Genomic DNA, 13010 nt, shown 5'->3' with positions numbered 1-13010 from the left:
GTAAGTTTCACCTTCTGTATTACAATCTAAGAATATACTAACACGTTTTCGACTGCTATAATCTTAAAAAAATATTAATTTTTACCAGATGTATAGTTTTACCCGATTTAACAACATTATTTATCAATTGTATTTAATAACTCTGAATTCTTATATCTCAACGAAGCATATGAAATTTGTTGATGTATAACTCCAAAATAGGTCGCTCGTTTCTAGTCACCAGCACGCTCAAATACATACTGAATAACCATAGGAAACCGAGGATATGTATCCCATACCTTTCAAAATTGATGTGCCTTCAATCCATTTAAAAGTTAGACAAATTTTATCGTTTAAATCCCAGCCCATGTGCAAATATTATAGTTTTACCGTCTACTTTAAACTTAATTTTTTCATGATCAAGTTTCCTTGCTATGGATAGTAGCGTTTCCCAGTCCTCTTTCTGCTGCATATCTATTAAACTAAAGGTGATATTCATATCTTGGATTCTCCATAAATATTTCGCCTTTATATTTGATAATTTCATCGTAGCAATAAATGAGGTTTTTTTATTGTTCTGAAGAATTTTGTTTTATTAGTAATGAAAAAGCATTGCATATTATTTGTATTAATTTAAAGGAGCTCTATACCAACCTTATTCCAACATTTGGTTGAGCTATCATCTTTCATAAAATACCCCAAAATATGATTTTATGTTTTGTATTAATTACATACCTATTATATCACCTATCGCTAATTGTACCAGCATATTCCAGCAACGGTTACGCATCACATTTTGAATAAAAACTTGCCGAATCAGACTCTGTACAAAAAAATTGCTTGTACCTTTTAACATTGCTGTACGACATAAAAATGCCTTATCGATGGTGGATTCAAACATGAATGGAAATGACGTACTCATGGGTTTAAAAACTCCATAAACAAAAAATCGTCAGAAGCCTTTTAAATGAAGAACTTCTGACGATTAAGTTAAGCGCGAGACGGATTTCGAATAATTATAAGTATCACCTAATCTATTTACTGTTCACTTTCTGCCTGCTTATTATAAAATTCATTTAACGCATTCACAAAAAAATCTGTAACGCCAGCCCCATATTTCTCATCTAACTTTTTTTTCATTTTTTCATCTTCTTTATAAGAAGCCGCCATATCTAACATAAATGGACCTTCATACTGCAACTGATAAAGTTGCTTAAAAATGAAGCCAAATTCTCCAATTACCTCCTTGACCTCAAATAATGTAACTTCTTTTCCTATCATTTCTGCTAGTTTTTTCATGGCAATATCAAATCGTTTTTCATATGACTTTATAGTCTGTGAATTAGATGGATTAATGGAAGCCTTAAATGCACTTTCCTTATCGCCATACCACTCTATCATTTTCTGGTAACTCTTTTGTGCATGTTCACTGGATGCGTATTCCATATAATGTTCATGATATTCATCAATTCCACCATACTCCTGCTCAACTGCCTGTTTTATTTCCTCAGGCATATGAGAAATCATCGCCTGATACAACGCTTCAATCTCTGCCCTACTGAATACTTCAAAATCCATTCTGTTCTCCCCTTTTAGAATATCATCAATATTGGATATTAATCGTTCCAAACGTTCTTTTTTCAATTCCAACATTTCTTTCTGTTCTCGTAATATCTGATTTCTATCAAAAATTGGATTTTGGATGATAGCTTTAATTTGCTTTAATGGCATATCAAATTCACGGAAAAATAAAATCTGCTGCAACGTAATGAGTGCCTTATCATCATAAAACCGGTATCCCGTTTGGCTGCATTCTGTCGGTTTTAACAAATCGATTTCATCGTAATAGTGTAGTGTGCGTATGCTGATTCCTGTTAACTCAGACACTTCCTTTACTGTTCTCATTTTATGACCTCCTGTTCTTGATATGAACATCTTATCCTATGACGTTCCGTTAGGGTCAAGAGAATTATTGAATATTGAATAAGTTTGAATAAGAAATTCTGGCTATTCCTAACGGTTCACTAATATGTCAACACCTAAGAACCCGTTTCGGTTACTAACACTGTTTTTCCCATTGTGCAGAAGGTTTCCCATCAGCTTACTTGGCCCGCAGAACAAATCTCTGGTTAGGATACCCAAAACTTTCATTTAATTCAGCAGGTTCAAATCCAAGGCTGCTGTATAAAGCTCTTGGTGCTATTCCTTTAGAATCTTCTTCCCTAAAGGTATCAACAATTACGTCCCTGCTTTTATCTAAATTACTCATCATTTCTTTAATCATTAATTTAGCTATTCCTTTTTTACGATAGTCAGGATGTACCGCCATGCAGCATAACATATTATACTTTGTAGAAAACAATAAAACGCCAATTACTGTATTCTTGCTGACCGCGCATATTGCACTCTTTCTGTTAATATTTTTAATTACCGTACTTTTATACTCATCCAACAATTCTTCTGACTCCAAACCTGGGAAATTCCATGCAACCATACGGACAAGTTTCATCCATGAATTTAGCTCATTTATGGTTGCATATTTAATTTTATATTCCATATTTCCTCCCAACTTTTTTTATATTTATTTCAACTGTCTTATTTCACAACAAGCAACTGTACAAAAAATCACTACTCCTTGATTTCCAAAGGTTAGCGACCAATTATTCAATTACAACTTGAAGACTAATGAATTCACACTTATTTCCACAAGAAAGAGAGCATCTTACATTGTCCTTCAAGCTTCAAACAACGAACCGGAGTTACTATGCTTACTACCATCAGCTTCCGTAAAGGTAGCGATTAGCCTTGGCTGACGATTGGCACAGTGATAAAATTTCATCAGAATATTGGAAACATCTTCATCAAGTGTAATTCCTAAACCATCTGCTAATTTTTGTTGTTCCTCACACAAATCTATCTCTATATCTTCTTGAGCCATCTCTATATGTTCTTCATAAAGTTCTTTCGCAAACTCACGAAGATTTAGCATATCCTGATATGGTTCGCTACACACATACTCCCTCCAAAATGGGCAGTTCACCATTAATATAAAAAAATCATAAAGGGTGTCTGCAATTCTGCCCCCTTCTCCTTCACTTCCCCAAAAGCCAACCGAACCATCTTCCAGCAAAATGTACTCACTTCCGCTTCCTTCCTTGGCAAATGTTTTTCCATTAATATTGTAAGTCAGATGTTTATCTTCATCCTGCGGTGAAATGAATTCCGGAAGTATATTCACATCACAAATATCACTTAAAATTTCAGCTAAATCACTATCTTCTTGCAATTTTTTAATTATATCCATTCAAATTATCTCCACCATATATTCTGATTTAATCTATCGTGATAAAAGCGGACGATCCATTTGCCTAAAGGCAAGTGGATTATCCGCTTACACTACTTGCTCATAACCTTATTCAAATCTCCTATGCAAATTGAAACTTTCCGTTTCCCATTATGCCTATAATAAGAAATTTTAGTTATTCCTAACGGTTCACTAATATGTCAACACCTCTGAACCCGTTTCGGTTACTAACACTGTTTTTTCCCATTGTGCAGAAGGTTTCCCATCCGCTGTACGTACAGTCCAATTATCGTATTTATCTGTTACTACTTTGGATTTTCCCATATTTATCATAGGCTCTACGGTAAAAACAAGTCCTGGAACTAAGAGCATTCCTGTTCCTTGCTTTGTCACATAACCAACCCAAGGGTCTTCATGAAATTCCAGGCCAATACCGTGGCCTCCGATTTCTCGAACAACAGAATATCCATTCTTTCTTGCATGGTCATGAACCGCTTGCCCAACATCTCCAAGAAATCCCCAGGGTTTTACTTGTTCAATGCCCATCTCCATACACTCTTTCGCAACATCAACCAGTTTTTGTTTCTCAGGGGAAACAGCACCGACGCAAAACATACGTGAAGAATCTGAAAAAAAGCCATTGTAAAATGTAGATACATCAACATTTACAATATCGCCGTTTCGCAGGAATATACTTTCAGAAGGGATACCATGACATACAACATCATCGATTGAAATACACACGCTCTTAGGGTATCCATCATAGTTAAGTGGTGCTGGTACGCCTCCCAGTTCTTTGGTTTTTTCAAAGATGAGCCGGTCAAGTTCTTCCGTGGTGATTCCATCAACTACATAATTTGCAATGAAATCCAGTAAAGCGATATTTCGTTTGCTGCTTTCCCTAATTCCTTCAATCTGTTCTTTTGTTTTAAGCAATTTTCGATGAGGTACTTCATATCCCTTTAAGCGGTAATTTTCAATTTGTTCCTCAATAGGCCCATGACATTTTTTATATTTTCGACCGCTGCCACACCAGCAGAGATCATTTCTTCCAAACTTTTCAGACATTTTATCTCCTCCATTTACAAATTCGGAGGGAGCAATGCGTCCTTTAGACCAGGTGATCCAAGAGAGAAACCGGAAGTTTTCCGATATTGGCTTGGCGAGCATTGAAATGCTTGAGAAAAAGCCCTTGCAAACGATTCTGATGATGAGTATCCGTATCGGAAAGCAATATCGATTATTCTGTCATTGGTTATGCAAAGATCATAAGCGGCGGCTTTTAGTTTGCATTGGGCAAGAAATTGTTTATATGTCATACCCATGTGCTCCCGAAACTTTCTAGAACAGTAATACGGTGAATAATCAACATATGATGACAAATCTTGCAGGCTTGGGTTTTCCGTTATGTTATTTTCTACCCACTTTGCCATTGCTTCTATTGTTTGAACAGACATTTGCTTCACTCCTTTCTCCATTATATCAATTCTCACAGACAATTACCTGATATAAGTTGCACATATGAGATAAGGTTCTTGTCTAAGCACCTCATATGAGTTTACTTTGACACATGTGACAATCGGGTTATTTCGATTTATTAACTTGAAAGTTTTCGCTGTCTTAGTAATGAAAACAAGAAAGATTGCTAAATATTATCTTCGTGAATCAGTACATGCTTTTCCATTTGTCCTAGTAATATATACAGTTTCTCTTTGTCCATAGGTTCCGATAATATGTGAATTTCCGTACCGTAATGTTCAGAGGAAAATCCATTTTTCAAAAAAATAGAAAAGAAAGGTACCATTTTATTGCTTATCTCATTATTCAATGGCTTTTCTATGTAACAAAACCCGCATTTACAGGAATATCGTGAACTTTATCTCAGTTTCGTGATTTTCTATAACAACCCAAAATGGGCACTCTCGATAATTGATTTCATTTGACATAAGCAAAAAGGGTGTCCGGCAGGGTCAAACATAACTCTCCAATTATTAGAAAATTGCTTATCTGCGATTGTTGCTCCACAATGGATTGCATATTGAACTGCTTTTTCTAAATCATTAACAGCAAAGTCTATATGTGCCATCTGCTGTTGTGCTTCAGGCTCTTCCGGCCACACAGGCGGTTTATATTCAGGATTCCGTTGAAACAATATACCAGGATATGCTCCCTGATTGGTTCCTGGAGCATATACACATGCCCATTCTTCATCGATAGACATTACTTCCCACTTGAGCAACGATGCATAAAATTTTGCTAATTCATGCGGTTCTATGCAATCCACCGTAAATGAGTACATTTTGATTTTCAATTCATCATCCATAACGCAAATACCTCCTAATATAAATAATCTACACTACATATTTCTGTTTGTTGATTTCAAATACTATATTATCACATTGAGTAAAATAAATATATATAATATCAACATTCAGCGCACACTTATATTGGAAGTTATATACAATTTTCTTCTATAAATTGGTGTACTTTTTTATAAGAAATGTTATTTATTTTGTTTATTTTCTGAAAGATGGGGTTCGATTAAGCATGTAAATTAATTAACACAGACGATTAAAACATATTATATTTGCATTTCCATACTCTTTATTAGCTTTATAAAATTCTTCCTCATTTACAATTTTGATTTCATCGCCAATAATTCCTATTGTTATAGTATTTACTTCTTCACCTATTGTATAGAAAAACATTATATATTTATTTATCAATTTTAGTTTTCGATTTTGAATATCCAAGCCATACTTTGTTACTTCGTGCCCACTTGCGGTAAAAATGCCTGTTGTATTAGCCGAAATGGGATACGCGGTTCCATCTGAGCCTACCTTACTAAGTTCTGTTACTTCATTGTTAACAGGATAATAAATATCTGTCCCCATTGCGACTTTACACCCATCTTAAAGACCGCATTTATTGCAGCCATCATTGCAACTTGTTCTCCAATGGGCAACGGAGCATCAGCAAACGGGATTGGAATGGCTCCGGTTGCCCCCCGTTGCTGCAACGAAACCTAAGACAACATTATCTGCTTTTTCGAGCATTTCTTTATATTTGTAATCTTGAAAATCGGCTATAAAGCCATCTTCATAATTGTGGGCTGTTTTGTTCTCATCCATAATTTATCTCCTTATCACTTTAGAAAGTAAGCATCTTTAATTCTTGCAATTCGTCCAAAGCGCCTGCGAGGTTGGTATCCTGTGCATCAATCTTGGCGAACAGTTCAATCGCAAGTGCAACTATTGTTTTTTTGCTAGGAAGGTACCCTCTCTTTCGGATTTTTGAAAATAATTTTCGGTCAATATGGACACGCGTGTATACTTCTACATCTGACATTCCCTTTGCATCAATATAATTAAAAAGTTCTTGTGAAAATGACGTTCCAGTTCTATTAAACTCTTCTTCAACGTTTTTGGGCCAAAATGAAAATACTGAACTTACATTGTTGGGTTTTAAAAGGTTCATACCTTACCTAATCTTCCCTTCTTCAGTCTCTATCTTATTCACAAAATCCATATTGTAACGCTTGGCACCGTGATCTTTAATTACTGTTGCTCTGGTGATGCGGATTGCTAAGATAATGCAATTCTCATCCTGCTCATTGTTTGCGTGCTCGTACCATTCGGCAAATGCTTTGCGAAGTTTAGTTCTTAGCTCAGCGTTTTTCGGGTCTAAAACCCATCCGAGGTTTTCGCCAATTCCATTTCCGGAAAACCACTGGAAGCAAACCGCAAATGCAACCTCTTTGTTTTGAGCTATCTGCTGCATTTTAGTTGATTTCGCCCAAGTAGTAATATAAAACACGCCGTCTTCATAATAAGCGTCCACATCACGAACATAAGGACGGGGCTTTCCGTCAGCATTTGGTTCCATTGCAATGGTTGAGAGAGAGATGACATTATCTTTTCCGTTGCCGCACCTTTCCTCGATTAATTTTATTCCTTCTTCATACCTGCTCATTTTTAATTCCCCCTACTATATTTTTCATTAGTATAACATAATAAACCAGACAACAACTTGTCATATTTAAAAATATATTTTTTATGTTATCGTTAACCCATAAAGCTGCTATGTATAATGGTTATATACCATATTGCAAGTTAGATTACAGTTTCAGCCACAACGCAGGACGAACACCGCCTGTACATTTGCCATCGCTGATGTTGCCTTTCAATATATTGTTGCCTTGGATCCCTATATTACCATCACCGTGGATGTACACGGCTTTTATATTAACACGGCTGGCTGCTATCCCTAGGATAATTGAATTTATCATTTCATTTCTTTCCTTAAAATAAATTGACCTTCTTCCATATTCTTAGGATTTTCGATTTTTACACAATGAAATCCGCATTTGTTAATGTAGAAATGATGATTTCTTCTACTAAAGATTGGAGTTTTTGTATTCCAAGCGATAGTATCAGGAAACATTTCTTCGATTTTTTCCCAAACTATTGCTCCAATGCCTTTGTTTTCTACACTAGAATCCAAAAAGATGGTCCCTAAAAAATTTTCTTTATTAGAATTAATCCAAAGAATAGTTCCACCAATTAAATTGCCGTCTTTATAGATCTTAAATGAAGTAGCATTTGAATTCATTCCCCACTTCCTCAAAAAACTTCCATCATCATAACCTGGAGGTCCTCCTGTTTCTCTGCCTAAATGAATGCGAGTATCTTCATCAAATGCTCTCTTCATAATTGCTGTTAATTCTTCAATATCTTGACTTTTTAATGGCACAAACGTAATGTTATCTAACATATCTACACACTCTCTTTCTACTTTATGGGTAAAGGTAAATCTCATTGTAAACGTTGTTATTCAATTTACTAATTACTTTATCTACTTTTACTACTGGATATATCAAGTTCTTTTCTGTTTCAAATTTTGATACAAATAAGCATTTAAAGGAAGCTCCTTGGTAGAATAATAAATCTTTACGTCGCGTCAAAGTCAAGTACCTGGAAAAGAAAACGTGGAAAAGAAAATCTTTTGCAACACGGAAAAATCTTTGATAAGAGTCTTTTATCCTATGTACAATAGATACGGACAATCTGGTAAATACAGTAAAATAAATATTTACGCTTATTCCTTTCAAAATTCCATTAATAAATTGAAATCTATGCATGAGATAATTCCGGAAAATATAGTTTTTCTGTTTCCATATGCTCTAGTTCTTCACCATAATAAAATAATCTGTAATCATCTTCACCATCATAAATCTGTGCATCAAACAAACCAGTCACCTCAATACAGGGTGTAAACCCAAGAATCAATCATTTAAATTAAGCGCGAGACGGGATTTGAATTCTATACCCTCGAAAAAATACTGATAGAGAGGGACTTTCCAGCACATCCGATTTTTACGTACTCAATAGGGTACGCAAAATTTATAAGACATAAGCCAATATAATTTACTTAATTGCCATAATATAAATTTGACAAGGATTCCATTCATCCCATAATGTAGGAAAACATTCAAATTCTTTAAAACCTAGTTTTTTATAAAATTGAATTGTTCTGTCATATTCGTCATAATGACCTTCTTTAACCGTTTTTACCTGTATAAATGAATAACTGTGTTCCTTAGCAAAAGAATAAAATGCATCGAATAATTTCTTACCAATACCTTTATTATGTATTTCTTTTAAAACACCCATAACATAAATTTCTGCAGTATCTGAACTAGTTCCTCTTAAAGTAATAAAACCTTTCGCAATACCATTTTCTATTTCTGCCCAAAAAGGTAGTTCTTGACTACATTTTATATACTCAGCTGTATTATCTGGTAATCCAAACCAGTCAGGTAAATCTTCTAATATTTTTCTTGAAATTAATTCCTTTTGTGTCTTGTCTTCAATATATACAACCATTAATTTTCCTCCTTAAATTTACAGAGGCTATTTTAAAGTGTATCCTCCATTCACTATTTCCATTTTAATCATTTTATTTCTCCTTTCCTCGTTATTTATTATTATTTATTATAACGCTAGAGCGATACAATACTGGTTTTTGTATAGCTATATACAGCTATGTATTTATTATACTACTACTTTTTGCATATCACAATATATTCCAATAACGGTTACACATCTCATTTATGTGTGGGTAAACGGTTATTGGAATTCTTTATGCCTTATTTCAGATATTGCGCAAATGGTTTAATCATATTTAGATTATCAAAGACGAAGGGAGAAACAAACAAATTGAGTTTTGTTAATTTAAATTAACAAAACAAAATGAGTTGAAGGATGAAAACAACATTCTTGTACTTAATAAAGTGGAAATTGAAGACATTCAATGGTATCTTAGTCACAATGATGAAGCTACCACTCGTACCTACATACTGAATAACCAAGGGAAGCAGAAGGCATTGAGACAAATTATAGAGGATCTTTCGGACATGAATGGAAGTGACGTACTCATGAGTACTCGAAGCTCCAGAAATGAAAAATCGCCAGAAGCCTTTTAAATAAAGGACTTCTGACGAATTAAGTTAAGCGCGAGACGGGATTCGAACATTACCATCATCCACAAACCCTATTAAAATAAGGAGGGATGCCCACTGTCTATCAAGTGTCTACAGCCTGTCTACAACAAGAATATTTAATGATTAATAAAAGGGCTATATTCTAAGTAGTATCGGGTGTATATATGTTGAAATATATATTATATTTGCTGTTAATATAGAAAAAGAATAACTAATGTTATATAATGGAAGAAAACAAAGGAGGAGACAAGTTGGAACAGGCAGACAAAGATTATATTGATAAAAAAATGGGATTTATTAAAAAGACTTTGAAAAGTCTTAAGCATTATGATAATCCAAGAAAATTAGTAGATGAAATAGATAAGTGGTTAATTGAGGTATCTTATTTTTATAATACAATTGTCAAAGATGGTGATAATCCATCCGAAGTAATATATAATATACCCAAATCAAAACGCCCTAAAGAAGGACAAATAGCTTTTGTTAATCTTAGAAGAGGATATCCAAAAGAAACATTTGATGACCATTGGTGCTATATCTTAAAGGATTATGGAACAAAATATTTGATTATTCCTTCAACCTCTATAAAAAGTACTTCAAACAAATGCAATCCATTATATGAAATGGATATTGATGACTCTACTCCAAATGGAAAGAGCCGATTACAATTCACAGATACCAGGTCTATTGATGCAATGAGAGTATGCCAGAGCATACAACCTAATGCATATGATGTTAAGACACCCCGAAATGAAATTATTAAAAATTTCAATAAAATTATACTTGACATACATACTTCTAGATGATAGTATTAAGTCATAGAAATCATATAATTCTTAAAATGATTTAGAACGAATCCTTAAGTGGACAATTGATTAATAACGATTAATTCTGAAAAAGGTAACTTTTATGGCATCTATAGCTTATGGATGCTTTTTTTTCTTATTCTTATAAGTGAATGATTTTTGTATGAAATCATATAATATATTAGAACGAATCCTTAGGTGGACAATTCATTTAACGATTAATTCTGAAAAAGTATAACTTTTATGGCATCTATAGCTTATGGATGCCTTTTTTCTGTCTTTATCTCAAATAGGATCTTCTGTATTTTTCGGTATTATCCCACTTATCCGAAATTATTAATTGCCTTATATCCAGTGGATAATATGTATTTTTAATTCTTTCTGAAAGTTCAACACACTTAATCTTCTTCTCATTTATTTCTCTATGCACAATGTCTTTACAGTTCGAATTCAAATCCATATATTTTGAAATAAATTCTTCAGCTTCGTTTGAAATCTGTGAATAGCAGTTGTTTCAGGCTGTTAAGTGTATTAGTGAAGAAGCAGGCTATTCAGACGGGAATTTTATATTCTGTGATAAAGTAGGTAGAACCAAGATTCGTGAGGTCGATAACTGCATCCGTGCGCAGTGCACACGTGCAGGAATTGAAGTGAAATCAGCCCATGATATTCGTAGAACAGTAGCATCTGAAATGGACAGAAAGAAAATCCAAATCGAAGATATCCGATGGTATCTCGGGCATAATGATATTGTTACCACTCGAACCTATATAATGAATAACTAAGGGAAACAGAAAACATCAAAACAGATTGTAAACGCTCTTTCAGAGATGAGTGGAAGTAACGTACTCATGGGTACTCAAAACTCCTGCAACGAAAAATCGTCAGAAGCCCTATAAATAAAGGATTTCTGACGAAATTAGTTAAGCGCGAGACGGGATTCGAACCCGCGACCCTCGCCTTGGCAAGGCGATACTCCACCACTGAGCCACTCGCGCATATTCATGTGTTTCGGTTGTTGTCCCGAGCACATGAATTAGTATAATATAGACAAGGTATTTTGTCAATAGCCAAATAATAATTTTTTAAATTTTTTATATATTTACAATTATTTATAAAATATGCCCAATAGATGTAATTAACATGTTTTAATTAACATATTTTTATGCTTATGATATATTCATTCTTCTTAAAGACAGTACTGCTGATATTATCTAACCGCAGCAAATTAACATCCACCCATAATTCTTCTGCTGCCACCAATAGATTGGCAAGGCACACTCCTATATCTATTAATTTTATCTCACTTAACACACTGGATAAAAATATATTCTTTTTACAAAATACATGAATTCTATTATTGTAAACAACAAATCTCCAAGGTTGGCTGTTCATGCTGGAAGGTGCAAGGCGTGCTGCTTTAATTAAAGTTTTTACCGGCCTTTTCACATCGTTTTTGTATACCGCAATATCACTCTCTGGTAAACGCTTAGCTTTTTCAGCTGTTCTATATACCTCCTGATCTCCCTCCCCAAAAGCCAATGCCAGCACATATTCATGTTGTAACCCGGCTAATAAGTCTTTTTTAGGTTTTGCAGATCCAAGGTAACAGGAACCTAATCCTTTGGCAGTAAGGTATAAAGAGATTTGCTGCAATAAATATCCACAATTGATTTTATGATTTTTGGTAGTATCAGATGCTATAATAAGATAGTAGGGTGCTTTTACCAAAAAAGCTCCGGAAAATACCTGATTTTGCTCCGTATTATCAAGAATTTTATATTCCACTGATAAACCATCAAATAACATGGGTAAACTTTCAGCAAAATGAAGGATACCATCCAGTTTCGTTTGATCAATTTCCTGCATTTTATATTTTCTTACACTCTTTCTCACAAATATAGCCTCGTATAAATTCATATGGTTCTCCTTCCTTTCGTATTTTTATACTAGTTTCAGATATATATTATGCTCAGAATACATAAAAGATATATTGTATTTATAATAAATTTTTAAAATTTTATTAATAAATTCGAAATAATTAATTGTAAAATTTTTCAAGTATATTTATGTCTTAAATTACACTGATTATATCACTTTTTTCCAAAATGAGAAACATTATTTCTGCAAAAATAATAGGACTTTTTTCTTATTTCTTTGTTAAAATTTAAGTTTTTTTAATTTATTTACGTTACGGTCTAATACAAATACCCCAATTGGGGGTTGGTTCCCCAATTCCTAATATGAATATGCACCAGTTTGTGTTGATATTGCACTATAAGATAAATGTTACATATCCTAAAAAGTAAAATTTGTAACATCTATATTCCTATAGTGTGAAGAAAGTATTAATAGATTTTTCTTATAAAAAAATATGGAAACTCATCTTTTCAAATAAGTTTCCACATTTTTATGTATC

The 13010-nt window shown here is 33.8% G+C and carries 18 protein-coding genes and 1 tRNA gene; 3 read left to right on the top strand and 16 right to left on the bottom strand.

Annotation, left to right across the window (positions count from 1 at the left end):
- Positions 1 to 325 precede the first annotated feature (325 nt).
- The 14 genes from RT261_RS08160 to RT261_RS08095 all read right to left on the bottom strand — a co-directional run bounded on the left by RT261_RS08160 (position 326) and on the right by RT261_RS08095 (position 9168).
- Positions 326 to 478 (bottom strand): hypothetical protein, encoded by a 153-nt coding sequence (locus RT261_RS08160; protein WP_313131614.1) that lies wholly within the window; start codon positions 476 to 478, stop codon positions 326 to 328.
- A 228-nt stretch (positions 479 to 706) separates the two neighbouring features.
- Positions 707 to 901 (bottom strand): hypothetical protein, encoded by a 195-nt coding sequence (locus tag RT261_RS08155; protein ID WP_313131612.1) that lies wholly within the window; start codon positions 899 to 901, stop codon positions 707 to 709.
- Positions 902 to 1017: 116 nt separating this feature from the next.
- Positions 1018 to 1884: a MerR family transcriptional regulator gene (locus RT261_RS08150; RefSeq protein WP_313131610.1), complete on the bottom strand. Its 867-nt coding sequence runs from the start codon at positions 1882 to 1884 to the stop codon at positions 1018 to 1020.
- Between the two features lie 196 nt (positions 1885 to 2080).
- Positions 2081 to 2536, bottom strand: a complete 456-nt coding sequence (locus RT261_RS08145) for a GNAT family N-acetyltransferase (protein ID WP_313131609.1) — start codon at positions 2534 to 2536, stop codon at positions 2081 to 2083.
- A 177-nt stretch (positions 2537 to 2713) separates the two neighbouring features.
- Complete coding sequence (locus tag RT261_RS08140; protein ID WP_313131607.1) at positions 2714 to 3283, bottom strand: hypothetical protein; 570 nt, start codon at positions 3281 to 3283, stop codon at positions 2714 to 2716.
- Between the two features lie 192 nt (positions 3284 to 3475).
- Positions 3476 to 4351 (bottom strand): methionyl aminopeptidase, encoded by an 876-nt coding sequence (locus tag RT261_RS08135; RefSeq protein WP_313131604.1) that lies wholly within the window; start codon positions 4349 to 4351, stop codon positions 3476 to 3478.
- Positions 4352 to 4365: 14 nt separating this feature from the next.
- Positions 4366 to 4740: a helix-turn-helix transcriptional regulator gene (locus tag RT261_RS08130; RefSeq protein WP_313131602.1), complete on the bottom strand. Its 375-nt coding sequence runs from the start codon at positions 4738 to 4740 to the stop codon at positions 4366 to 4368.
- Positions 4741 to 5180: 440 nt separating this feature from the next.
- On the bottom strand, positions 5181 to 5606 hold the full coding sequence (locus RT261_RS08125; RefSeq protein WP_313131600.1) for a VOC family protein: 426 nt from the start codon (positions 5604 to 5606) through the stop codon (positions 5181 to 5183).
- A gap of 235 nt (positions 5607 to 5841) precedes the next feature.
- On the bottom strand, positions 5842 to 6177 hold the full coding sequence (locus tag RT261_RS08120) for a hypothetical protein (RefSeq protein WP_313131598.1): 336 nt from the start codon (positions 6175 to 6177) through the stop codon (positions 5842 to 5844).
- A 78-nt stretch (positions 6178 to 6255) separates the two neighbouring features.
- Entirely contained in the window at positions 6256 to 6414 is a 159-nt protein-coding gene (locus tag RT261_RS08115) for a hypothetical protein (RefSeq protein WP_313131595.1), read from the bottom strand.
- Between the two features lie 19 nt (positions 6415 to 6433).
- Positions 6434 to 6760, bottom strand: coding sequence for a hypothetical protein (locus RT261_RS08110; RefSeq protein WP_313131592.1), 327 nt, complete (start codon positions 6758 to 6760; stop codon positions 6434 to 6436).
- A gap of 3 nt (positions 6761 to 6763) precedes the next feature.
- Complete coding sequence (locus RT261_RS08105; protein WP_313131590.1) at positions 6764 to 7255, bottom strand: pyridoxamine 5'-phosphate oxidase family protein; 492 nt, start codon at positions 7253 to 7255, stop codon at positions 6764 to 6766.
- A 312-nt stretch (positions 7256 to 7567) separates the two neighbouring features.
- Positions 7568 to 8056 (bottom strand): GNAT family N-acetyltransferase, encoded by a 489-nt coding sequence (locus RT261_RS08100; RefSeq protein WP_313131587.1) that lies wholly within the window; start codon positions 8054 to 8056, stop codon positions 7568 to 7570.
- A gap of 653 nt (positions 8057 to 8709) precedes the next feature.
- Positions 8710 to 9168 carry a GNAT family N-acetyltransferase gene (locus RT261_RS08095; RefSeq protein WP_313131585.1) on the bottom strand — a complete coding sequence of 153 codons (459 nt, stop codon included), beginning with the start codon at positions 9166 to 9168 and terminating at the stop codon, positions 8710 to 8712.
- Positions 9169 to 9575: 407 nt separating this feature from the next.
- Between RT261_RS08095 and RT261_RS08090 the strand changes: the two genes are divergently transcribed.
- From RT261_RS08090 to RT261_RS08080, 3 genes are all read left to right on the top strand, one after another.
- Positions 9576 to 9767 carry a hypothetical protein gene (locus RT261_RS08090; RefSeq protein ID WP_313131583.1) on the top strand — a complete coding sequence of 64 codons (192 nt, stop codon included), beginning with the start codon at positions 9576 to 9578 and terminating at the stop codon, positions 9765 to 9767.
- A gap of 242 nt (positions 9768 to 10009) precedes the next feature.
- Entirely contained in the window at positions 10010 to 10591 is a 582-nt protein-coding gene (locus RT261_RS08085) for a hypothetical protein (RefSeq protein WP_313131581.1), read from the top strand.
- 509 nt (positions 10592 to 11100) lie between these two features.
- Positions 11101 to 11376, top strand: coding sequence for a tyrosine-type recombinase/integrase (locus RT261_RS08080; RefSeq protein WP_313131579.1), 276 nt, complete (start codon positions 11101 to 11103; stop codon positions 11374 to 11376).
- Between the two features lie 141 nt (positions 11377 to 11517).
- On the opposite strand, the gene RT261_RS08075 is transcribed toward RT261_RS08080, so the two are convergent.
- Positions 11518 to 11589, bottom strand: a tRNA-Gly gene (locus RT261_RS08075).
- Between the two features lie 154 nt (positions 11590 to 11743).
- Entirely contained in the window at positions 11744 to 12511 is a 768-nt protein-coding gene (locus RT261_RS08070; protein WP_313131577.1) for a nitroreductase family protein, read from the bottom strand.
- Positions 12512 to 13010: the final 499 nt, after the last annotated feature.

Origin of the sequence: Anaerocolumna sp. (genome assembly GCF_032079385.1) — a bacterium.
Lineage (GTDB): Bacteria > Bacillota > Clostridia > Lachnospirales > Lachnospiraceae > Anaerocolumna.
Note: the sequence above shows the minus strand (reverse complement) of the source record. Positions and strands in the feature narration are given on the sequence as shown.

Excerpts from the sequence above, each read along its gene's own strand:
- RT261_RS08115 (WP_313131595.1), bottom strand. The coding sequence starts at position 6,414 with ATGGATGAGAACAAAACAGCCCACAATTATGAAGATGGCTTTATAGCC.
- RT261_RS08125 (WP_313131600.1), bottom strand. The coding sequence starts at position 5,606 with ATGGATGATGAATTGAAAATCAAAATGTACTCATTTACGGTGGATTGC.
- RT261_RS08070 (WP_313131577.1), bottom strand. The coding sequence starts at position 12,511 with ATGAATTTATACGAGGCTATATTTGTGAGAAAGAGTGTAAGAAAATAT.
- RT261_RS08130 (WP_313131602.1), bottom strand. The coding sequence starts at position 4,740 with ATGTCTGTTCAAACAATAGAAGCAATGGCAAAGTGGGTAGAAAATAAC.
- RT261_RS08095 (WP_313131585.1), bottom strand. The coding sequence starts at position 9,168 with ATGGTTGTATATATTGAAGACAAGACACAAAAGGAATTAATTTCAAGA.
- RT261_RS08120 (WP_313131598.1), bottom strand. The coding sequence starts at position 6,177 with ATGGGGACAGATATTTATTATCCTGTTAACAATGAAGTAACAGAACTT.
- RT261_RS08155 (WP_313131612.1), bottom strand. The coding sequence starts at position 901 with ATGAGTACGTCATTTCCATTCATGTTTGAATCCACCATCGATAAGGCA.
- RT261_RS08145 (WP_313131609.1), bottom strand. The coding sequence starts at position 2,536 with ATGGAATATAAAATTAAATATGCAACCATAAATGAGCTAAATTCATGG.
- RT261_RS08085 (WP_313131581.1), top strand. The coding sequence starts at position 10,010 with ATGGAAGAAAACAAAGGAGGAGACAAGTTGGAACAGGCAGACAAAGAT.
- RT261_RS08110 (WP_313131592.1), bottom strand. The coding sequence starts at position 6,760 with ATGAACCTTTTAAAACCCAACAATGTAAGTTCAGTATTTTCATTTTGG.
- RT261_RS08100 (WP_313131587.1), bottom strand. The coding sequence starts at position 8,056 with ATGTTAGATAACATTACGTTTGTGCCATTAAAAAGTCAAGATATTGAA.
- RT261_RS08150 (WP_313131610.1), bottom strand. The coding sequence starts at position 1,884 with ATGAGAACAGTAAAGGAAGTGTCTGAGTTAACAGGAATCAGCATACGC.
- RT261_RS08105 (WP_313131590.1), bottom strand. The coding sequence starts at position 7,255 with ATGAGCAGGTATGAAGAAGGAATAAAATTAATCGAGGAAAGGTGCGGC.
- RT261_RS08135 (WP_313131604.1), bottom strand. The coding sequence starts at position 4,351 with ATGTCTGAAAAGTTTGGAAGAAATGATCTCTGCTGGTGTGGCAGCGGT.
- RT261_RS08160 (WP_313131614.1), bottom strand. The coding sequence starts at position 478 with ATGAATATCACCTTTAGTTTAATAGATATGCAGCAGAAAGAGGACTGG.
- RT261_RS08140 (WP_313131607.1), bottom strand. The coding sequence starts at position 3,283 with ATGGATATAATTAAAAAATTGCAAGAAGATAGTGATTTAGCTGAAATT.